Below are 23,137 nucleotides of genomic sequence, written 5' to 3' on the forward strand. Positions count from 1 at the left end.
ATCATCTCCGCTATTATTTGAAATGGTCTTCTTTCAACATCTATACTTTTAATACGATCTTATTAGAACACTAGGTAGCATGAAGTTTGTCGGAAGTGACAATCGTAGTGCCAATCAATGTCTCTCCAACAATTTGCACAGAAGGTATACCTGCATATAAACAATCGATAGCTCCTTGTACTTTTGGAATCATCCCCCCATAAAGATGCCCTTGTTCTATCCATTGATGAATGAGAGAGGGCGTTGCCATTGTTTGATATTCATCGTAAACTCGAATACCACTTACATCTGTAACAAGTAATAAGCTATCTGCCCCTAAGGCTAATGCCATTTCACTTGCGACTGTATCACCATTAATGTTTAAAGCCAGACCTGCTTCACTTGCTCCAACACAAGCAATAACGGGTATAATTCCCACTGTCAATAAAGTTTCAAGTAAGGCTGTATTAATGGCTTTTACTGCTCCAACAAAACCATACACGTCTTTATCCAAATAATCCGCCACCATTAATTGACCATCAAAACCGTTTAGCCCAATGGCCTCAATGCCAGCACTTGTTAATTCATGAACTAAAGCAGGGTTAACCTGCCCGATCAAAGTTGATTGGACAACATTCATAGCTGCCTCATTTGTCACACGTATACCATTTAATGTATGCGATTCTATGCCTCGAGCAGCTAATTCACGATTAATAGCTGGGCCACCGCCATGAGTAATAATAAGCTCCACACCGCTATCTTGAAGCTTTTTAAAATTTATAAAAAAGTCTTTATTTAAGCCCTCTAGTGTACTACCTCCGAGCTTGATTACCATTCGTTTACGAGCGGTATGATGCGTTGATTTGGACGTAGTCATAGGTTAAGTCACATCCCCAAGCATGCCCCTTACCTTCACCCATACCAAGGGACACATATATTTTCACTTCATGCATTTTTAAAATTTGTATTAATTCATCCTCCGAGAAAGGGATTGGTTCGCCGTTTTCTACCATTGTAGCGCCACCAATTTGAATCGTAATTTTATCTGGATCTACAGCGGCACCACTATACCCTACCGCTGCAATAATTCGTCCCCAGTTCGCATCACAGCCAAAAACAGCAGTCTTTACAAGTGGTGAACCTACGACGGTCTTCGCAATCTTTCGTGCCTCTTCATCTGAAATTGCGCCAACAACTTCCACTTCAATAAGCTTGGTTGCCCCTTCCCCATCCTTAGCAATCATTTTTGCTAAATCTTCTGCTACTGTTTTCAATGTGTAATAGAAATTTAACCAATCTGGATGCTCAGGTGTTAACGTCTGATTTCCAGCGAAACCGTTCGCCAATACAACAACAGTGTCGTTTGTAGATGTATCCCCATCGACTGTAATGGCATTAAACGTGAGGTTGGTAATATCGGATAATGCACTTTGTAGTACATCAGATTCTATTTGGGCATCTGTCGTAATAAAGCCCAACATTGTTGCCATATTTGGTTCAATCATGCCTGAACCCTTCGCAACACCAGCGATAATGACTTCCTTGCCATCTACCGTTGTACTATAGCTTGTGTTTTTCATAACTGTATCTGTCGTTAAAATCGCCTGTGCAAAGTCAATGGCACTTTCTAAATTGTCCTTCGGTTCTAGCTGTTGAAGACCGTTTATTACTGGCTCCAACTTCATCATTTCGCCAATGACACCCGTTGAACAAACTCCCACTAATTCAGGAGCAATTCCTAGTTTTTCAGCCGCTTGCGCCTGCATGGTTTGGGCATCCTTCACGCCCTGCTTCCCTGTACAAGCATTCGCATTACCCGAATTCACGATTATCGCCTGCATTTTTTTTGTTGTGTAAACAACTTCCTTTGTTACTTTTAATGGGGCTGCCTGCACAGCATTTGTTGTAAAAACACCAGCAACACTAGCTGGTACCTCGCTTACTAAAATCGCTAAATCTTTCTTCTTATGTTTTAAACCACAATGTAACCCAGCTGCCTTAAACCCTTTTGGTGAAACGATATTTTTACTTGATAACTTTTTCATTACATTTATTGAAGTAGTAACTGTCATCCATAATTCCTCCTTATTTTTTCATCAAATTGGATGTGTTAAATAAAGAACGGTACGACATCCAGACCAGTCGTTTGGGGTAAGTCAAATTGTACATTCATATTTTGAATCGCTTGCCCTGCAGCCCCTTTGACTAGATTGTCAATCACACTAACTATCGTGGCACGGTTTGTACGAGCATCTACTTTCACCAAAATATCGCAATAATTGGATCCCTTAACACGATTAGTCCCTAAGCTAGTTGCACCTGTAACAATTCGAACAAAAGGATGCTTATCATAAGTCTCCTGCAGGCAAGCAACCAACTGAGCCTCTGTAACGCCTGCCGTTACAGGCGCATAGGATGTTGCTAAAATCCCTCGTGTCATAGGTACTAAGTGAGTATTGAAAGTAATACTTGTTTCTACATGAGCAAACATAGATAAGGCTTGTTCTATTTCTGGTATATGTTGATGTGTATTTACTTTATAGATAGAGAAGTTCTCATTCGTCTCGCTAAAATGAGTTGTTTGTGACGGCTTATTGCCAGCTCCTGAGATGCCACTTTTCGCATCAATCACTAAAAAGCTCGGATCAATTAAGCGTTCTTTCACTAGTGGTAGTAATGGTAACAACACCGCTGTTGGGTAACAACCAGGGTTAGCAATAAGAGTAGCTTGCCGTATATGCTCTGAATTCCATTCCGTTAAACCATAAACACTTTGCTGCACCGCATTAAATGGCGCTGCTTTTTTGCCATACCATGCTTCATAGCTTGCAAGGTTTTTCAACCGGAAATCACCAGATAAATCTATTAATTTCGGACCTGTGTTCACCAATGATGGTAATAACTTACTTGTTACGCCAGATGGTGTACTTGTAAAAACTACATCAAATTCCGCTAAAGTATCTTCCTCTATTTTTTGTAAAGGCCTATCAACAATCGTCATAAGATGACCAAATTTTGAAGAAAAAAGAACTCCCTCCTCGGAAGAAGTAAATAATGCTAGCTGCTCTACAGCCGGATGATTATGTAAAAACCGAATAAGCTCTAGCCCACCATAACCTGTTGCTCCAACAATTCCTACGTTCAATGCACTCACCTCTAAAATAAGTTAAAAATAGTATACGTCTGCATAAATATTAAGTCAACTGAATTTTTATTTATTTCTATATTTTTTTCGTACAACATGACGTCTCTTTAAAACACGTCTTCAGTATTGTAAATGCAGAAAAAAGAAGGCAAGAATCCTTTCAACGATTGAATGAACCCTTGCCTTCTTTTTATGCATATAATGTATAAATATCAATTGATGTCTTTTACTTTATCAATCTTCCATCGTCGATAAGTCACCCGTAGGTAAATTTAACTCCCACGCCTTCAGCACACGACGCATAATCTTACCACTGCGTGTTTTTGGTAGTTTTTCCTTAAATTCAATTTCACGTGGTGCAGCATGAGCCGATAAGCCTTTTTTAACAAAATCTTTTATATCCTCAATTAATTGATCTGAAGGTTCAACACCCTCTCGTATGGATACAAAGGCTTTTATGATTTCCCCTCGTACTGGATCTGGTTTTCCAATGACTCCTGCTTCAACAATATCTGGATGCTCCAATAGCTTGCTTTCCACTTCGAATGGTCCCACACGCTCTCCGGCCGTCATAATGACATCATCCACTCGACCTTGGAACCAGAAGTATCCGTCATCATCCATATAGGCAGAATCTCCAGATACATACCATTGCCCTTTTAAGAAATAAGATTCATAGCGCTCTGGATTGCCCCAAATTTGACGCATCATAGCTGGCCAACCCCGTTGAATAGCTAAATTCCCCATTGTAAACGGCGGTACTTCGTTACCAGCATCATCTACAATCGTCGCATGAATACCTGGAAGTGGTTTTCCCATTGATCCTGGCTTAATATCCATCGAAGGGTAATTACAAATCATATGTGCTCCTGTTTCTGTCATCCACCATGTATCATGGATTCGATGACCTAATTCTTCTACTCCCCAACGAATCACTTCCGGGTTCAATGGTTCACCGACAGATAGCACATGACGTAAAGATGATAGGTCATAGCTTTCAAGCAAGCCGCTCCCTGCCCCCATCAGCATCCTGAATGCAGTTGGTGCACTATACCATACCGTAACACCATAATCTTCAATGGCTTGATACCATGCTTGCGGTGAGAATCTTCCTCCAACAATCACCATTGTCACCCCATTTAGCCAAGGACCAAAAATACCATAGGCTGTTCCTGTCACCCATCCTGGATCAGCAGTACACCAATAAATATCATCCTCACGTAAATCAAGAACCCATTGCGTAGATTGGTATTGTTGAAGCATTGCATTATGAACATGTAGCACTCCTTTTGGAGCACCAGTTGATCCAGAGGTATAGTGAAGAATCATCCCATCTTCTCGATCTACCCATTCCATATCAAACTGAGCTGAAGCTTCTTTCAATCGTTGATTAAAGTCTAGAATTTGGGATGTTTCTTCAATATTTTCCCCTATTAAAAAGATATGCTCGAGATGCGGTAATTTAGCGATAGGTACACGTTCAAGTAATGCCGGTGTAGTAACTAATACTTTCGCCTCACTATCTGCTAACCGATCATACACAGCGGCTTCCATAAATGCTTCAAATAATGGTCCAACAATAACCCCCATTTTCAACGCACCTAATAATGAAAAATAAAGCTCAGGAGATCGTGGCATAAAAATAAATAAACGATCACCTTTTTGTAGACTAGTAGCTGTTTTAAGAACGTTGGCAGCCTTGTTCGTTAACCTTTTCATTTCATTAAATGAATACGCCTCTTTACGTTTTCCATCATTAAAATAAAGGGCAACTTTATTTTTACGATGTGTATCTGTATGGCGATCAATTGCCTCATACGCCATATTCACTAAACCTGTTTCGTACCAGCTAAATGCTTTTTCCGTATCAGCCCAATTATGAGACTTTGCCACTTCTTCATAATTCATTAAATGGTGCTGACCAGCAAAAGCCGTTAACTTCTCCTTCATTTTCATCCCCATGAAACTACCCCTTTCTTTGCTTTCACTTGAAACTGTTCATTTGCTATTTTCAACAATCCCCTCTGCTGAAATAATAAATTTACGTTCTAAGTAAAATATAGATGAGCTTTTGTTATATAACAGTTTATTACATTACAAATGATAGAATTCTTAATTACACTACTTTTATCTGTTAAATAACAGAAGCAATATATTATATTTTACACGAATTTAAAGAGATTGTCTTAATATTTTCACTTTTCCAAAAATACAGGTATATTTTGCAAAAATAAGCGTTTTTACGCATGAAATCAGCTATAATGGAATTATTAAACTCAGGTGGTGGCATTATGGAACATAAAAAAACTTTTTTTTCTGTCAAAAGGGAAACTAAGCATGGTACTGTGTATGTGGAAGGACCTGTTCCTCCAGAAAAATTAGCTACATATTCTTTCCATGAGGGCTTGGTTGCCTTTAGACCTCCAAAACAGCAACAACAAGCTATTATTGAAATTGCGGGGCTTCCTGAAGGGCGTATTGTTATTATTCGAAACGAAGATATCGTTGTAGGCTATGTGACCTATCTTTATCCTGATCCACTTGAACGGTGGGCAGAGGACCGAATTGATGACATGATTGAATTAGGTGCCATTGAAGTGATTCCCGACTATCGGGGAACCGGTTCAGGAAAGGCATTACTAGCCGTTTCATTTATGGGTGATGAAATGGAGGATTATCTGGTGATAACTACCGAATATTATTGGCATTGGGATTTAAAGGGGACTGGCTTAAATGTTTGGGACTATCGTAAAATGATGGAGAAGATGATGAGCTCTGTCGGATTCGAATATTTTGCTACGGATGATCCAGAAATTACATCACACCCAGCAAATTGTTTAATGGCGCGTGAAGGTAAACGCGTGCCTCCTGAAACAATTGAAAGATTCGATAGGCTTCGTTTTAGAAATCGTTTCATGTATTAAAACCAATACAAAGGGGATATGTATATGATCGTAGAAGAAATTATGAATGAGGAACCTTACACATTAGCTCCTACCAATACCGTGTTGGAAGCACTAAAGCTAATGCGTGACAAAAAAGTTCGCCATTTACCAGTTATAGATGAGGAACGTCACGTTCTAGGAGTGATAACAGAACGGGACATTAAAGAAGTTTTGCCATCATCTTTACAAGATGAACCCAATTCTCCTGTTTTTCAAGCAAAAGTAGAAGAAATAATGGTTAAGGATCCGCTTGTTGGTCATCCACTTGATTTTGTTGAAGAGGTCGCTCTTACCTTCTATGAATCTAAAGTAGGTTGTTTACCTATAGTCTCTGGAGAAAAATTAGTAGGAATAGTTACTACAACGGATTTACTCTATACATATATAGAGCTAACCGGTGCTACGGAACCTGGCTCAAAAATTGAAATTCGAGTAGCTGACACGCCAGGTGTTTTATTTGAAATAACAAAGATATTTCATCATCATCATGCCAATGTTCAAAGCGTCTTAGTGTATCCTGATTCTGAAAATACGCAAAATAAAATTTTAAGTGTCCGAGTAAAAACACTGAATCCTTTAGCTATGATTAAAGACCTTCGCAAAGAAGGCTTTGATGTACTATGGCCCAATTTACCAGGTGTTTCATTATAATGAAAAAGGCAGTATTCGTTTACTCGCCAGAACAACTCGGATATAAATTTTCAGATACACATCCATTTAATCATAAACGCTTGACGCTAACGATGGATTTACTAAAAAATATAGATGCTCTCAATGATGTAGATATTATTCCAGCACGTGTTGCAACAGAAGAGGAGCTACTGCTTGCCCATGACCCTAAGTATATTGATATCGTGAAGAGGGCAGGACATGGTGAATTATCGGTAGCCCAATGTGAAAGCTATGGTATCGGCACAGAAGACACACCGATTTTTGAAAATATGCATGAAGCAAGTGCCCAATTAGTCGGCGGAACATTAACGGCCGTTGATTATGTAATGGAAGGTAAGGCTGAGCATGCCCTCAATCTTGGAGGAGGGCTACACCACGGTTTTCGTGGTCGCGCATCAGGATTTTGTATTTACAATGATAGTACGGTTGCCATTCGGTACTTACAGGAAAAATATAACGCCCGTGTACTATATGTCGATACAGACGCACATCATGGAGACGGTGTACAATGGAGCTTTTATGAGGACCCGAATGTTTGTACATTGTCTATTCACGAAACAGGGCGCTACCTATTTCCTGGAACAGGCAATATTACTGAGCGAGGCAACGGACAAGGGTATGGTACCTCCTTTAATTTCCCTATGGATGCTTTTACAGAGGATGAAAGTTTCCTAGAAATCTATGAACGATCTATGAGAGAGGTTTTCGAATATTTCAAGCCAGATGTTGTGCTCACACAAAATGGAGCAGATGCCCATTATTTTGATCCTTTGACACATCTTCATGGCACTATGAATATATATCGGGAAATTCCAAAGCTCGCACACCAATTAGCCCATGAATATTGCGATGGTAAGTGGATTGCGGTGGGTGGAGGTGGCTATGATATATGGCGAGTTGTTCCACGTGCTTGGTCCATGCTCTGGTTAGAAATGACTGATCAAGCGTTACCAACGGGACCTCTTCCACAGGCATGGCTTGACCGCTGGCAACCTGAAGCTCCCGTTCCTTTTATTCCAACTTGGGAGGACCCAAATCCTTTATATGAACCCATTCCACGTAAGACAGAAATAGAAGAAAAAAATGCTCAAATGTTAGCAAAAGCACTACACCTTATTCGCAATGAAAAACGAGATTAACACCTTTCCTCACGATTTTTCGTGGGGTTTTTTTCATTGGTTTAAAGCCACATTCCCTGCACTCCATTTTAAATAAAAAACACGCAAATCCTCGATAAGATTTACGTGTTCCTGAATATTATTTACTTTTGACTGATTGTCGATGTTCAATACGATGGGGTAAAATTACCGCCTCATCCTCGACTGGCTCCTTACTCATCAATTTAGTAAGTAAGCGCATAGCAACAGCACCAATGTCGTACAGCGGTAATGCAACACTTGTTAGTTGCGGACGAACCATTCGTGCTAGCTTAGAGTTCTCAAAGCTAATCACTTCGATATCCTGTGGAACATTTTTACCGGCGTCTTGTGCACCATGAATTAAACCAATTGCCAATTCATCACTGCCCGCAAAATAGGCTGTAGGTGGCTGTTCAAGCGCTGATAAAATCTCCCAAGCTTCTAAGCCCATGTCATAGCTAGATTCCTCAGCAGCAATTAATGCTTCATCTATTGGCAAGCCAGCATCCTGTAATGCTTTCTTATAGGCTGCTAGCTTGAATTTTCCGTTAATTGTATACGAAAGTGGGCCCGTTACGAAACCAATGCGTGTATGTCCATTTTGAATCAGTAAAGATATCGCTTCATAAGCCGCTTGGAAATAGTCAATATTGACAGTAGCTATTGTTTGCGATTCATCTACAGAGCCTGCTAATACAATTGGGACCGGTGAATGATCCATTGTTTGTTGCATCTTTTCTGTTACTTCATCACTCATCATCACAATACCATCTACTTGTTTGCCAAGCATAGTATCAAGTAACTGTAACTCTTTATCTTCATGTTGATCTGAGTTGGCTAAAATAATATTATAACGGTACATTGTGGCTATATCCTCTACACCACGAGCCAGCTCTGCATAAACATTGTTTGCAATATCTGGGATAATCACGCCAACTGTTGTTGTTTTCTTACTTGCTAATCCACGCGCTACTGCGTTTGGACGGTATTCTAATCGTTCAATTACTTCTAGTACTTTTTTTCGTGTTGCTGGTTTTACGTTTTGATTACCATTGACTACACGAGAGACCGTTGCCATAGAAACATTTGCTTCTCTTGCAACATCATAAATTGTAACAGTCATCGTACGTGCCTCCCTTTTTTCCTATTATAGCCTTATCATACGATAATTTTCATATTATTTTCAAGAAGAACTACGTAAAAACCAAGTACTAATAGTCCTATTCTAGACATTATTTTGTCACGATATAACAAACACCGCCTGCCAAAGTAAGCAAGCGGTGTTAGCTGTTAACAATTAAGCATGGATTTCATGATTTTTCATGAATTTTTGTAGTGTTTCATAGAATGCGTCGAATGTTGGGATGTCCATTTGTTGTTGTGAATCAGAAAGTGCTACAGATGGATCTGGATGCACTTCTGCCATAACACCATCAGCACCGATTGCAATGGCTGCTTTGGCACATGGTAACAATAAGTCACGACGTCCTGTTGAGTGTGTAACATCTACAAATACTGGTAAATGCGTTTCTTGTTTTAACACTGGTACGGCAGAAATATCTAATGTATTACGAGTTGCTTTTTCATAAGTACGAATACCACGCTCACAAAGGATAATATTTTCATTTCCTTTAGACATAATGTATTCCGCTGCATGGATGAACTCATCAATCGTTGCAGCTAAGCCTCGTTTTAGTAGGACAGGTTTATTAGTTGCACCTGCTGCTTTTAATAATTCAAAGTTTTGCATATTTCGTGCACCGATTTGAATCACATCAATATAATCTAATGCTTCCTCTAAATGACCTGGCGTCACAATTTCAGTAATAACACCTAAACCATATTCCTCAGACACACGTTTTAAGATTTTTAAACCTTCTAATCCAAGACCTTGGAAGTCGTATGGAGAAGTACGTGGCTTATAAGCACCACCACGGATTAGCTTTTCACCTTTTGCCTTAATAGAAGCAGCTACTGCAGCTACTTGCTCATAAGATTCAACGGCACAAGGACCAAATACGAAAGATGGCTTCCCTTGTCCAATTAATTCACCATTAATATTAATGACTGTATCTTCGGATTTTTTCTTACGAGATACAAGTAATTCTTTCTTCTTATCAGCTTCAAGTTGTTTTAAAGCTGTTTTAAAGATTTGTTTAAATATATAATCTACCGTCATTTGGTTTAATGGACCTTGGTTGTTTTCTTTAATAAGATCAAGCATGTGTCTTTCACGCAGTGGGTCATAGCGATTTACACCTTGTTTTTCTTTAATTTTACCGATTTCATCAACTACAGCTGCACGTTCGTTAATAAGACGAAGAATTTCTAAGTTTAATCCGTCGATTTGACTACGTAAGCTTTCTAAATCTTTTTGGCTCATGCTTTCTTGCTCCTCTCCTCATGACAGACACTTTCAGAACTCTGAAATGTATGTTACATTTTTAGATAATAGCAATATTATAATCAATGTTGTTCAGAATGTCACGCATTTTTAATTTAGCGCTTCAACTCGCTAAATTGAAATTGAGATATAACGCGAAAGGAAGCGATTACATTGAGTTCTAAATTATTTGCACTTGATATTGGTACACGCTCAGTGGTCGGCATTATTCTTCAAGAAGAAAATGACCATTATCATGTAGAAGATATTGTAGTGAAAGAGCATAAAGAACGTGCCATGGTGGATGGTCAAATACATAATGTCATGTATGTGGCAGAATTAATTAATACAATAAAATATGAACTTGAAGAGAAACACGGTCCTCTGACGAAAGTAAGTGTTGCAGCAGCGGGCCGATCCTTGAAAACTGAACAAGCTAGCGTGACGATCAATATACGTAATCGTCCTATTTTTACAGAAGAAGATATAAGTCGCTTAGAGCTCCAAGCAGTTCAACAAGCCCAACAGCAACTTTTACAACATAAAGAAGATGCCAAAATAAGCCATTATTACTGCGTAGGCTACTCAGTCCTCTACTATCGCTTGGATGGTGAAGAAATTGGCAGCCTCTTGGATCAACAAGGAGACGAGGCACAAATCGAAGTCATTGCTACGTTCCTACCTCGTGTTGTAGTCGAATCACTAATTGCCGCTTTAAAACGAGCTGATTTAGAAATGGAAGCATTGACATTAGAACCTATTGCAGCTATTAATGTCCTTATCCCTTCAACGATGCGTCGTTTAAATGTGGCTCTTGTCGATATAGGCGCGGGTACTTCTGATATTGCCATAACCGATAAAAGTACTGTTGTAGCCTATGGTATGGTTCCAACAGCAGGCGATGAAATAACAGAGGCTTTAAGTGACCATTATTTACTAGACTTTCCTGTTGCCGAAATAGCAAAGCGTCAGCTTCAAACGGCAGAAGAAATATTAATTCAAGACATTCTTGGTTTTGATCAGTATTACCCAAAAGCTGAAGTTTTATTAGCAATTGAACCTGCTGTCAAGCAGCTTGCAAAGTCCATTGGAGAAGAAATTTTACGACTCAATAACCGTGTGGCTCCAAAGGCTGTTATGCTAGTTGGCGGAGGTAGCTTAACACCTAACTTAACAACAGAACTTGGACTAGTCCTTGATTTACCAGCAAACCGTATAGCTGTTCGAGGCATTGATGCTATTCAAAACCTTACTAAGGAAGAGCATATCAAAGCATCGCCAGAGTTAGTTACACCAATCGGTATTGCCATAGCAGCAAAAAAAATGCCTATCCAATATATGAGTTTAACGGTAAATAATCAGGTGGTTCGTCTTTTTGAGCTAAAAGAAATGACGGTTGCAGATGCTTTTTTAGCGGCTAATATCCGTGCTAAACAATTGTATGGAAAACCTGGCCACGGCTTATCTATTAGTGTTAACGGACAAGATATATTCATTCCAGGTGGTCATGGACAGCCAGCTGAAATAATAGTCAACGGACAACAAGCATCAACGAAAACACTAATTAAAACAGGCGATGAAATTCAGCTAGTGGAGGGACAAGATGGACAGCCAGCCACAGTAACGGTGAGAGATCTTATTGATGATGCTGCAATCAAAACCATTACTATCCAAAATACAAAATATGTCATTGAGCCGAAAATTTCAGTCAATCACTCCCCCGCATCGCTGGATACAGTTTTGAATGATCGGGATAGTGTCGTTTTTGAGATAGCTGAAACCATTGAGGAAATTTTTAAAGTCACAAACAACTGGCATTTATTGAAGCAATTTGAGTCTTATACAATACATGTCGATGGACAGCCATTATTTTTACCTGAGTTTTCTTCCCAATTAACGATTAATGGGAAAACTACTAAATTGAGCTATGCTGTGCAAGATGGTGACATGATTAACTTTCAGCAGCAATCATTGCCAACTGTTCAGCGCATTGCAGACCAAATGAATCTTTTGCTGGAAGATAAAATCATCATTCATTTCCAAAATGAAGTAGTGGAGCTTTCCAAAACAGTACATGAAGCACTGGTCAATCAAATGATTGTAGCTCCTCTTTCAACTGTGCCCAATGGAGCCACTGTATTATTTACAGAGAAGGATCGCAGTCGTTGGATTTATCAAGATGTATTTCGCTTTTCTAATTGGCAGCTCCCAAGCACATTCAAAGGAAATTTCACGATTTTAAGAAACGGCCAACCTGCAAGTTTTGATATGGAAATTTTCGGTGGCGATCGACTTGAAATATTATTAGCTGAAACCCCTATCGCATAAAAAAAGGGATACGTTACACGATGATCATGTAACGTATCCCTTTTCGTTATGCATTATGCACGTACTTCTTCATTGGAGCCTTTTGTTTCGTCTTTTTTCTCTTCTGCTTTTACTTCTTCGTTAGGAATAAAATCCTCAAGTGGTTCTTCACCCTCAAAGGAAACCGTCCCATCATCAAAAACTGTAGGAGCCTTTGCTGTTTTTAAAGTTTTTACTTTCTCCACTAATTGTGTAGATTGTTCTTGAATTTGTTTAGAAAGTTGAACCGTTTTATCTTTTGCAGTTGTCGAGAAGTCTGCACTCTTATCTTTTAAATGAACAGCTTGTACAGCCACATCACTACGTAAATCTTTTCCTGATTTTGGAGCCAACAGTAGACCTGCTGCAGCACCTACAATTCCACCTACTAATGCGCCAATCACAAAATCTTTCATGTTTACACGCTCCTCTTCATAAATCGAATCTTGCGAATGATAAAGCTGAGGCAATGAACTTTCAAGCTGTTTTTCCTTTACTTCATTAAAATTTGGCTTTTGAGTTGTCATGCAACAATTCCTCCCCATCATATTATCAAATTTGTCTAGACAGGTTGTCCATCTACTTTTTACAGATGCATGTTCAACTTATGTCCAAGACTTTATATTTATTCAGACCGTACCATGTACTTACTGAATAATTTTTACTATTTACGACCCCATTTTCTTTTCGGCTTTTCTACTTGAACTGTTTCAAAGCCATACACATCCTCAGATACAGTTTCTTGCTCTATGATTTTGCGCTTTTTCCATTTATCAGCAATGCCCATTGCAACATTGCTCCACTGTACTACTTGCGCAATTTTTTCCTCATTTTGTTCTACACTTTTAGAAACAGAAGAAGTAATTTGCTGTACAGAATTATTTAAACCATTGACAGAATCTCCAATACCTTTAACAGCTTGAACCACTGAATTTAACTGTTCAGATTTATGTTGAATATCCTCTGCTAAGCTATTTGTTTTGGATAATAAAGAAGTTGTTTCTCGTGTGACCCCTTCCATTTGTCCCTCAATACCTGATAAAGTGCCAGATAAACTGCTTAAGATGGACTTGAGCGAGAATAATGTCATTCCTACACTCACGCATAAAATTAAAAACCCGATTGCAGCGATAATGGCTGCAATATACAAAATCACTTCCATAAGTTGACCTCCTGCTAGTAAATTCTCTTTACTATTACTTTCCCTATCTTCGACAAAAAAAACGGAATTCCTGCTCAAATTTTAAAAAAACAGCTTAACCCCTACGGACTAAGCTGTTTCATCGTTTTTAAGCACGGCTTCAAAAGCATCTTGGAATTTAGGAACATCTCCAGCACCCATAAATAAGAATACTGCGCCTTGATGTTTTGTTAGTATATCAATTCCTTCAGTGGTAATCACTGCACTGCCCTCGATTAATGACGCCAAATCTTGAATAGAAAGTGCGCCTTGCGTTTCTCTTGCAGAGCCAAAAATATCACATAAATAGGCTGTATCTGCAAGGCTTAGACTATCTGCGAAATCTTGTAAAAAAGCTTGTGTACGTGTAAATGTATGTGGTTGGAATATAGCAACTAGCTCACGATCTGGGAACTTTTGGCGCGCTGATTGAATGGTAGCACGAATTTCCGTTGGATGGTGGGCATAGTCATCTATTAATACATTATCCCCTATATCTGTTTCAGTAAAACGTCTTTTTACACCTTTATACGTGTGCAAACGATCCTGAATAATATCAGGTGAAATTCCTTCATATTCGCATAGAGTAATGACCGCTAATGTATTCAAAATGGCATGATCCCCAAATAATGGAATGAAGAAAGTGCTATAAAATTCATTACGAACAAAAACATCGAATTTTGTACCTTCTGTCGTTTTTTCAACATTACGAGCTTCAAAATCATTCTCAGATCCAAATCCATAATAAACAACCGGAACCTTTGCTTGGATACGTTGAAGCTGTTCATCATCACCACATGCAATAATAGCTTTCTTTACTTGTAAAGCTAATGATTGAAAAGCAGAATAGACATCATCTATATTTGCAAAGTAGTCTGGGTGATCAAAATCAATATTTGTCATCACCGCATAGTCAGGATTATATGCTAAAAAGTGTCGGCGGTATTCACACGCTTCCATCACAAAGAAGTCAGCATTTGCATGACCAGCACCAGTACCATCACCAATTAAATAGGATGTTGGTTTATAACCACCTACCACATGTGCCATTAAACCTGTAGTTGAAGTTTTACCATGTGCACCTGTTATGGCAATGGATATATAGTTACCAATATATTCTCCTAAAAATTTATGGTAACGAATAATCTCTACGCCGATTTCTCGGGCACGAATTAATTCTGGATGATCATCAGGAAAAGCATTACCTGCAATTACAGTCATGCCTTCTTTAATATTATCTGCATTAAATGTAAAAATTGGAATATTACGTTCACGTAACGGCTGCTCCGTGAAGAAATATTTATCGACATCTGAGCCCTGTACTTGTTCACCAGCATCAAATAAGATTTGAGCAAGTGAACTCATGCCAGAACCTTTAATGCCTGTGAAATGAAAAACTGTCATTAATTAAACCCCCCGGGAATTTCAATATCCCATCTATCATCTATTAGGTGTAACGTATTATTTCACGATTGATTAGGTATTAATACCTTCACAAGTATTAAAAAATACGTACTATTCAACACATCTTGTCTATTATAGCACTTTTTATGCATAAGGATAGATGTGTAACTTTTCTAAAAAAACTAATTTCGACGTAAATTAGATAATGTAGACGAAAACAAGGCAATTCTTATTCAAACATAGTAATTAAATCTTCTTCCGTAATGAAACTTTCACGCGGCTTACTACCTCTTGCCTCTGAGATAAAGCCATGTGATTCCAACATATCAATTAAACGAGCAGCACGATTATAGCCAATATGATATTTTCGTTGAATCAAGGACGTAGAAGCTCCACCTTGTTCAAAAACAAAACGGCAAACATCTTCAAACAAATCATCCTGTTCTGCGGATACCTCTGTTTTCTTCAATAGCTCCTCTTGATCAAAAATATAATCAGGCTCTCCTTGTTCACGAACATGCTCGATGATCGCTTCAATTTCATCATCTGTAACAAATGTACCTTGGAGACGTACTGGCGCTGACATACCGTTACCTAAATATAGCATATCGCCTCTTCCAAGTAACCTTTCTGCTCCCTGCCCATCCAAAATTGTACGAGAATCAATTTGTGAAGATACTGCAAAGGCAATACGTGTAGGAATATTGGATTTAATTAATCCTGTTATAACGTCTACAGATGGTCTTTGTGTTGCAACAATTAAATGGATTCCACATGCACGTGCCTTTTGAGCAATACGGCAAATTGCCTCCTCTACATCTGCTGGAGACATCATCATTAAATCGGCTAACTCATCAATAACAATTAAAATATATGGCAATTTCAAACTATGTTCATTATTTTTATCTGCTATTGCATTATAGCGCGTAATATCCCTTGCCCCTGCATGCGCAAACAGTTGATATCGACGTTCCATTTCCTCCACTGCCCATTTAAGAGCTGCAGTTGCAGCCTTCACATCTGTGATCACAGGGCTAACTAAGTGTGGGATATGGTTAAATGGTGCCAGTTCCACCATTTTAGGGTCAATCAACATTAGTTTTAACTCATGTGGTGCAGCTTTATATAATAAACTAACCAAAATAGAATTGATACAAACGGATTTACCTGAACCTGTCGCACCAGCAATTAAACCATGAGGCATTTTTCGTAAATCCAGTGTCACAGGCTTACCTGTTAAATCAAGACCTAATGCTGCCTCTAATGGCGAATCTGATTCAAGGAATGATGCACTATTCGTCACTTCTGATAATCGTACAGCTCTTGATACGCGGTTTGGAATCTCAATACCAATCGAGCTTTTCCCAGGGATCGGTGCTTGAATACGAATATCCTTTGCTGCTAAAGCAAGCTTTAAATCATCTGCTAAATTTCTGATTTTGCTTACCTTCGTACCATGACTCACAGTAATTTCGAATTGAGTAACTGCAGGTCCCTGCATAATCGATTCGATTTGGGCAGAAACCTGGAAATAAGAAAGTGCTTCCACCAATGTATCCCCTTGTTGCTCCATCCAATCTGTATCCTGTGTTTTTTCCTCTGGTAGCTCTAAATATTCGTCAGTTGGCTTCTGATAAACGTGCACAGGTATTGCTTTTTCCTCAACTGCTAGCTCCTGTTCAGCTTCTAAAACCTGTTCTAGATTTTCCACAGGTTTTACTGGAGAATCCTCTACAATTTCAGGATAAACTTCAGTTACTGAAATGATCTCTGATTCTAGCTCTGTTGTTGCAGCAACTTCATCAGCACTAACTCTTGCAATCTCTGCTTCTTCATTCGAGGATACACGAGTCATAGTTGTAACAGGAGCCATTGTAATAACCTCTACTGGATTTTCTGATTGGGCTTCTGTAATGAGATCTTGTCTTTCATTTTCGTGCCGATTGTACTCAACATCTCCTTGAATTTGACTGAATAAAGCAGATTGTGAATCACTTTCTTCCTCTAGCTGTGGTTCAACTAGCTGTATAGCATCTGTATCTATGCTCACCGAAGGCAGGGATTGTTCCACTTCTTTAGCTTCCGTCACATCCATCAGCACATCTTCTACTGCTTCCGGATTACTTTCCACACGAATAGGCTGCGCCATTTTGATTTGTTGTTGAATCCGCCATTTTTCTTTATCCGTTTTTAACATGAGGACATTGAATGGAATACGACTTTTTTCTTCCTTTGGCATAGCATCAGATGATTGTTCATCCATACCCATCTGATAGTCCTCTTCATTACTCGAAGGCTGTACGACAGTTACCTCTCCAATATGAATGGTAGAATTTTCAATTTGAACTTGTTCCAAAATCAATTCTTTCACATGAATCTCAGACTGATCTGCAGAAAGCTGCTGTAAGGTTTGATCTTGCATAGCAGCTTCCTTCACTTGATCTTCAAATGCCCTGGCAAAAGGTGTGGTTGGTGGCACCACGATATCTGTTGGCGCACTGTCAGGTACACCCTTTTCTTCATCCAACACATCAGCATCAAATGTAATAGGTTTGACAGTAGGTTCATGGAATTCTTGTTCAATTTCAACATGATGACCTGTACTAGGCGGTTCTTTTTCTTCTAGTATATTTTCATTAGCCTCATTTGTTGTCGCTTCTTTTAATGGCTGATGAATTGTCCATACATCAGAGGTTGTCCTAGCCGTTTCTTGTAGCTCATGTTCTTCTTTTCTTTTATCCAATAATTCATTGATAGGACTTGGTTTTGCAAATCCATAAACGGGTGAAGGTACATCCGTTGGGATAAAGCGTTTCCGATTTTCAAGAAAATCGCTATCTACTTTTTGAGCTTTTTGTTCTTGCCACTGTGGTTTATCTTTTGGTGCAGATGTTGTCTTAGGTATAATTGACTCTTCACGATCTTGTGCATCTCGAAAAACTAAACTCGCTCTTGAACGGTGTTCCTGTTCGACCGGCTGACTTTTCACAGTTGTTTTTCTACCAGTGCGTTTTGAACGACTCGCTAATAAATCTCGAATCCCTGATACATCTACATCATAAACGCTTGAATCAACAATATGATGATTTAAATGCTTGGGTAAGGATAAATCCTCGATTTGCCCATAATAATCATCATTCTCTACCTGATTGAACATTTCTTTTGGGGGCGCTTGTGATACAACGCCTTCCTCATCATCGTCAATCAATGGGAAACGGAACGTTTTTTGCTTAGTCATTGGCGCATCTTGCTGAGTATGTAACTGTTCTGCTTGTTCCTCTCCGTAGTCCTCATAAAATTCTTCATACTCGTATTCATATTCATCTTTATTTAAAATTTTATTTATTTGTTTTTTAAACCAGTTCACTTCGTTTCACTCATTTCTCTTACACTTCATTTATAGCATTGTCTAGTATTGCTCAAATCAATAGCTCAATGTCTATATCAAAAGCATACCATAAAAACGCTCGCGAAACTTGCATTTAGAGGCTCATTCTACACAAAAAAATCGTTATGTTACTAGCATATTAGTAACATAACGATTTAGGGAATTTCACCTTGATACATTGGATAATATCATGATAAAATTTTTGAATTTTAATAATTTTATTATGAAAAAACGAGTTTATTATTTACTCGGTGATTCAAATGCACTACCTACGATAGCATCTTCAGGCAAAACTAAAATTCCTTTTTCAGATGGAGCATTAGGAACAGCTAGCTCACGTGCTGAACAAAGCATGCCAAATGAATCTACACCTCTTAAATTTCCTTCTTTTATAAGCATTCCTGAAGGCATAACCGCACCAATCTTTGCAACTACTACCTTTTGCCCTGCTTCTACATTAGGTGCGCCACAAACAATTTGTAAAGTCTCATCTCCAACGTTTACTGAACAGATACTTAATTTATCAGCATTTGGATGCTTTTCTTTCGTTGCTACAAAACCTACGACAAATTTCGGAGAGAAATCAACATCTAGACTAATGTTAGCACCGTTCTTTTCGATTGCTGCTGCTAATTGTTCAACTAACTCTGGAGTAACCTCAACTAATCCTCTTGCATCTGTTTGTACATATTGGCTCGCATTAAATAAATTAAATGCTTTAATTTCACCCGTTTGAGCTTCTTTTAATATAGCAATATCCCCAGCACGCTCTACTACTGTGTTAACGATAGACTCCGTTGCTAGTTGAACTAGTAATACATCTCCTACATGCTCTTTGTTGTAAAATACGTTCATTGTTTTTCTTGCTCCTTTTTCACTCTGTTTTTTGCTAAAATAAAGATCGGTTCTAATTCCCCGTCTTCATAGATAAAAGATAATGACGTGATCGGTACTGTACCGACTGCAAAGAAATGCATCGTCATCTGTGCTAATACATCATACCCTGTTTCATTCCGAATATCACCTATAATTAGCACATCTTGATGGGGCACAGATAATGTCATATCCCCCTCCACTTGCGTACGCATTTCTTTTAAAAAGCTCTCATTTAAAATTCGGCTTGCATCATAACCATCATTCATATTAACAAAATAAAAGAAGTTATTGGCGACCTCATCCTTTTTAAAAGAGGTTGGTAATTGTTTAACTGAAAAACGTGCCATTTCACGAATTTGCTCTACACTTAATTGTAAAGCTTCCAGCATAGATTCATCGATAAAACGATAGGTTTTGCCTAAATCAAGCGCATAAAAGATGCGTGTTTCCGCTGTATGGTCTGTTGTAATAAACGCATGTCCCTCTTTTGATGCTTGAGGATAGGATGTCGCACGAATAACAGGATAAATTTGTGTAGCCGTTTGGAAACCCTTTTCTTTTTCTTGTTCCATCGCATTAAAAGTTTGCGTAATCGTATACACAACCTCATCAATAGCTGCTTCTTGCTTATCATTGTATTTTGCTAAAATCCCAGGTAACGAAAGCTCCATACCTTTTTCAATCGTCTTATGATTCAATCTTAATTTATCGTGCTTTTTATCGAAATGAAAATCGTATTTCTCTTCGTTTAATCGTTTTCTTAATAGCTCTACAAGCTGCTCTGATTTCAATTGCTTCATATTTTCTCACATCCTATCTTCAAAATGAAACGGCTCACATGTTTGTGAACCGTCTTGTTCAATCTTGTTTATTTACTTCATCTTAACCGAATGAACGATTTTCGTCATCTCACGCAAATTATCTTCTATATGTTTGGCCGGAGAAATCGTGGTCATTTTCACACCACCACTACTCACAATGAGCTCCATTTCATTCTCATCATCTGTTTTTAGTACGGCTGTAAAGCCAAAGCGACCATCTTTATCATAAGTAGTCTCCTCAATGATTTTATCAGCTTCATTGTCTTTTAAAAGATGATAATAAAGTTTACTATCTTGTGCTTCTTTATCGTTAATGAAGAGGATATAGCTTTCTTTTCCTTTTGAAATAACAATATTGTAAGCATCTGAACTATCTTCAACTTTAAAATTTGAAGGTAAGTATAAATTAATATTCCCAATTTCCTCGGTATGTTCTTCAGGCTCTTCTGCAAAAACCGTTTCTGTGATTTGAAGTCCGTTGGCAATTTGCTCATCGATCGATTGATTGCAGCCAGAAAGCATCAGAAGTAACAGCGTCAGGCCAATAACTTGTAGCCATTTATATGACATGTCTCTCTTCCTTTCTCTTGCACTACTAACTAACTTTTTTTCTATTTTAAAAAAATTATTAGGAAGATGCAACCTCTCCGCATGCGCATCACTAATTCCATTTAACTATTTTTCGGAAAATGTGAACAAATATTGACCAACCAATAGTGATACAATATGCTCAAACATCATTTGTCTGCTTACTAAACCTTGTGTAAAAATCCCTACTGCTCCAGTGCCCTGACGAATATCCCTGCGCTGTGTATATTGCTCCATGAGTGGACCAAGCTCTCCGCCAGATCTGATTTCCTGGGCAATTTCTTTTGGTAAAATAATTTGTGCACCTGCCGCTGTAAATATTGTCCCATCGGATGCTGTTAATGCACCCCAATTACACACATACATTTCGCCTTCTATTTCAGTTACACCACCTTCTAAACCAAAGGATAGTGATGCATCGGTTTTTATCATGGCATTTTTCGCACGGTTCATCGCACCTAATCTCGTTTCTTCATTCGACATAGGCTGATCTGATACTTTTGAAGCAGCTTTCACATAGGTAAAGGTTGTATCCTCAAAATATTTTTGAGCTACAGCTTCAACTGCTTCAGTTTTCGCTTTATTAGTTGTTCCAATTGCTATTTTCATCAAACCCCTACTTTCTTTCCATAGAAAAAGATGCCTTTTTACAGGCATCTTTCCAACTTCTTATACATTAGCGCGAATAGACTCTAAAGTCGAACGATCTGCTTTTTTCACTAATTCAACAATTAATGCTTTAGCAGCAGCGTAATCATCAATGTGAATGATAGACGCAGATGTGTGAATATAACGTGAGCAAACACCAATTACTGCACTTGGTACACCGTCGTTAGCTGTATGTACTCGTCCAGCGTCAGTTCCACCCTGTGATACAAAGTATTGGTAAGGAATATGGTTGGATTCAGCTGTATCTAAAATGAATTCTCGCATACCACGATGTGTCACCATTGTACGGTCAAGAATACGAAGTAATGTTCCTTTACCAAGCTGTCCAAATTGATCTTTTTTACCTGATGTATCATTTGCTGGTGAAGCATCTAATGCAAAGAATAAATCCGGTTTAATCATGTTTGCTGACACTTGAGCACCACGTAAACCAACCTCTTCCATTACATTTGCCCCTGAATATAAATGAGAACCAAGCTTATCATTTTTGACTTCTTTCATTAATTCAATTGCTAAACCACAGCCATAGCGGTTATCCCAAGCCTTGGCCATAATTTTTTTCGGATTGGCCATTGGTGTAAATGGACAAACAGGAATGATGGATTGTCCTGGACGAACTCCCAATGCTACCGCATCCTCCTTGCTGTCAGCGCCAATATCGATTAACATATTTTTTATATCCATAGGCTTAGAGCGTTCTGCATCCGTTAATAAATGCGGTGGGATAGATGCGATAACACCAGGAATTGCCCCATTTTTCGTATAGACTTCTACACGTTGTGCAAGCATAACCTGGTTCCACCAGCCACCTAACGTCTGAAAACGGATCATGCCATTATCAGTAATAGAAGTAACCATAAATGCTACTTCATCCATATGACCTGCAACTAAAATTTTTGGTGCATCCGCAACATCACTATGCTTTACACCAAAAATCCCCCCCAAATTGTCTTGAACGATTTCATCTGAATACTTTTCCAACTCAGATCGCATGAACGCGCGAACAGCGTGCTCATTACCAGGAGCACCTGGTAACTCTGTTAATGTTTTAAATAATTGCAATGTTTCCTCATTCATGTTGACTCTCTCCCCACGAAGTAGAATATTCTTCCTCGCCTATTGTAACATATTTATTTCCGAATTCGAAATATTGATACATTTCCTAAAACTGTTATCATGTGAACGTGCATTCACTCTATAGGCTATGCTAAAATATAGGTACAGAAAAAGGAGGAAGATGTATGAAATTACGTGATTTTTTAATTGGTGTTGCAACTGGCTTAGCTGCCGCAGTCATTATTAAAGAAGCTAGTGAAAAAGTTTCTCCGTTCGTACCTGCAGGACAAGTACTTGAAAACATAAAAAAAGAATTTAAAAAGGATGCACCGATTGACGGTTCCTGGATTTTTATGAAAACAGAAGATTATACAAATGGTATCATTACTATTCCTGTCTATCGTGGAGGCATTTCACGCATGCATGAGGGTGACATGCAAACATTTGAATTTGCAGCTGATGCACGCTCGGGCGTTGTAGTGGAATTAACAGAGGTTTAGCCCTAAAAAAGAAGCAAAAGAAGCCCTCTCATTTTTTTAATTGAGA

20 protein-coding genes are annotated in these 23,137 nt (G+C 38.6%); 5 read left to right on the forward strand and 15 right to left on the reverse strand.

The genetic code is table 11. From position 1 onward, the window contains the following. Positions 1–70: 70 nt before the first annotated feature. The 4 genes from argB to acsA form a co-directional block, all read right to left on the reverse strand. Positions 71–856, reverse strand: a complete 786-nt coding sequence (gene argB, locus MKX57_RS18260) for an acetylglutamate kinase (RefSeq protein ID WP_089985659.1) — start codon at positions 854–856, stop codon at positions 71–73. Next, entirely contained in the window at positions 819–2,051 is a 1,233-nt protein-coding gene (gene argJ, locus MKX57_RS18265; protein ID WP_089985656.1) for a bifunctional glutamate N-acetyltransferase/amino-acid acetyltransferase ArgJ, read from the reverse strand. The genes argB and argJ overlap by 38 nt, the downstream gene beginning before the upstream one ends. 38 nt (positions 2,052–2,089) lie before the next feature. After that, entirely contained in the window at positions 2,090–3,124 is a 1,035-nt protein-coding gene (gene argC / locus MKX57_RS18270) for an N-acetyl-gamma-glutamyl-phosphate reductase (protein ID WP_043990207.1), read from the reverse strand. 234 nt (positions 3,125–3,358) lie between these two features. Continuing rightward, the gene (acsA, locus tag MKX57_RS18275) at positions 3,359–5,080 is read right to left on the reverse strand and encodes an acetate--CoA ligase (protein WP_089985765.1); all 1,722 of its coding nucleotides are present in this window, start codon (positions 5,078–5,080) and stop codon (positions 3,359–3,361) included. A 335-nt stretch (positions 5,081–5,415) separates the two neighbouring features. Here acsA and MKX57_RS18280 point away from each other — a divergent pair, with 335 nt between their 5' ends. Genes MKX57_RS18280 through MKX57_RS18290 form a run of 3 tightly spaced genes read left to right on the forward strand, consistent with a single transcriptional unit; the run spans position 5,416 to position 7,880 of the window. Then, on the forward strand, positions 5,416–6,048 hold the full coding sequence (locus MKX57_RS18280) for a GNAT family N-acetyltransferase (protein WP_008176754.1): 633 nt from the start codon (positions 5,416–5,418) through the stop codon (positions 6,046–6,048). A 24-nt stretch (positions 6,049–6,072) separates the two neighbouring features. Further along, a complete protein-coding gene (locus MKX57_RS18285) occupies positions 6,073–6,720 on the forward strand; it encodes an acetoin utilization AcuB family protein (protein WP_043990206.1) in 648 nt (215 codons plus the stop codon). Beyond that, positions 6,720–7,880, forward strand: a complete 1,161-nt coding sequence (locus MKX57_RS18290; RefSeq protein WP_008176750.1) for an acetoin utilization protein AcuC — start codon at positions 6,720–6,722, stop codon at positions 7,878–7,880. Before MKX57_RS18285 ends, MKX57_RS18290 begins: the two co-directional genes overlap by 1 nt. 118 nt (positions 7,881–7,998) lie before the next feature. Here the strand turns inward: MKX57_RS18290 and ccpA are convergent, their stop codons facing one another. Beyond that, positions 7,999–9,003: a catabolite control protein A gene (ccpA, locus tag MKX57_RS18295; protein WP_342550515.1), complete on the reverse strand. Its 1,005-nt coding sequence runs from the start codon at positions 9,001–9,003 to the stop codon at positions 7,999–8,001. Between the two features lie 174 nt (positions 9,004–9,177). Beyond that, a complete protein-coding gene (locus MKX57_RS18300; RefSeq protein WP_025116991.1) occupies positions 9,178–10,263 on the reverse strand; it encodes a bifunctional 3-deoxy-7-phosphoheptulonate synthase/chorismate mutase in 1,086 nt (361 codons plus the stop codon). Between the two features lie 174 nt (positions 10,264–10,437). Between MKX57_RS18300 and MKX57_RS18305 the strand changes: the two genes are divergently transcribed. Next, positions 10,438–12,591: a cell division FtsA domain-containing protein gene (locus MKX57_RS18305; protein ID WP_008176744.1), complete on the forward strand. Its 2,154-nt coding sequence runs from the start codon at positions 10,438–10,440 to the stop codon at positions 12,589–12,591. Between the two features lie 53 nt (positions 12,592–12,644). On the opposite strand, the gene MKX57_RS18310 is transcribed toward MKX57_RS18305, so the two are convergent. From MKX57_RS18310 to MKX57_RS18350, 9 genes are all read right to left on the reverse strand, one after another. Continuing rightward, positions 12,645–13,136: a YtxH domain-containing protein gene (locus MKX57_RS18310; protein ID WP_089985654.1), complete on the reverse strand. Its 492-nt coding sequence runs from the start codon at positions 13,134–13,136 to the stop codon at positions 12,645–12,647. A 137-nt stretch (positions 13,137–13,273) separates the two neighbouring features. Next, complete coding sequence (locus MKX57_RS18315) at positions 13,274–13,771, reverse strand: DUF948 domain-containing protein (protein ID WP_043990204.1); 498 nt, start codon at positions 13,769–13,771, stop codon at positions 13,274–13,276. A gap of 108 nt (positions 13,772–13,879) precedes the next feature. Beyond that, positions 13,880–15,193 (reverse strand): UDP-N-acetylmuramate--L-alanine ligase, encoded by a 1,314-nt coding sequence (gene murC / locus MKX57_RS18320; protein ID WP_008176739.1) that lies wholly within the window; start codon positions 15,191–15,193, stop codon positions 13,880–13,882. A gap of 229 nt (positions 15,194–15,422) precedes the next feature. Next, a complete protein-coding gene (locus tag MKX57_RS18325; RefSeq protein ID WP_342550516.1) occupies positions 15,423–18,560 on the reverse strand; it encodes a DNA translocase FtsK in 3,138 nt (1,045 codons plus the stop codon). A 261-nt stretch (positions 18,561–18,821) separates the two neighbouring features. Beyond that, positions 18,822–19,436, reverse strand: coding sequence for a YtpR family tRNA-binding protein (gene ytpR / locus MKX57_RS18330; protein ID WP_008176735.1), 615 nt, complete (start codon positions 19,434–19,436; stop codon positions 18,822–18,824). Then, a complete protein-coding gene (locus MKX57_RS18335; RefSeq protein WP_239354792.1) occupies positions 19,433–20,257 on the reverse strand; it encodes a DUF1444 domain-containing protein in 825 nt (274 codons plus the stop codon). The genes ytpR and MKX57_RS18335 overlap by 4 nt, the downstream gene beginning before the upstream one ends. A 72-nt stretch (positions 20,258–20,329) precedes the next feature. Then, complete coding sequence (locus MKX57_RS18340) at positions 20,330–20,848, reverse strand: hypothetical protein (protein ID WP_008176731.1); 519 nt, start codon at positions 20,846–20,848, stop codon at positions 20,330–20,332. A 105-nt stretch (positions 20,849–20,953) separates the two neighbouring features. Continuing rightward, positions 20,954–21,475, reverse strand: a complete 522-nt coding sequence (locus MKX57_RS18345) for a DUF84 family protein (RefSeq protein WP_089985645.1) — start codon at positions 21,473–21,475, stop codon at positions 20,954–20,956. A gap of 60 nt (positions 21,476–21,535) precedes the next feature. Further along, entirely contained in the window at positions 21,536–22,612 is a 1,077-nt protein-coding gene (locus MKX57_RS18350; RefSeq protein WP_025116982.1) for a M42 family metallopeptidase, read from the reverse strand. Positions 22,613–22,776: 164 nt separating this feature from the next. Between MKX57_RS18350 and MKX57_RS18355 the strand changes: the two genes are divergently transcribed. Then, complete coding sequence (locus MKX57_RS18355) at positions 22,777–23,091, forward strand: hypothetical protein (RefSeq protein ID WP_008176726.1); 315 nt, start codon at positions 22,777–22,779, stop codon at positions 23,089–23,091. Positions 23,092–23,137: the final 46 nt, after the last annotated feature.

Origin of the sequence: Lysinibacillus sp. FSL M8-0216 (genome assembly GCF_038595555.1) — a bacterium.
GTDB lineage: Bacteria > Bacillota > Bacilli > Bacillales_A > Planococcaceae > Lysinibacillus > Lysinibacillus fusiformis.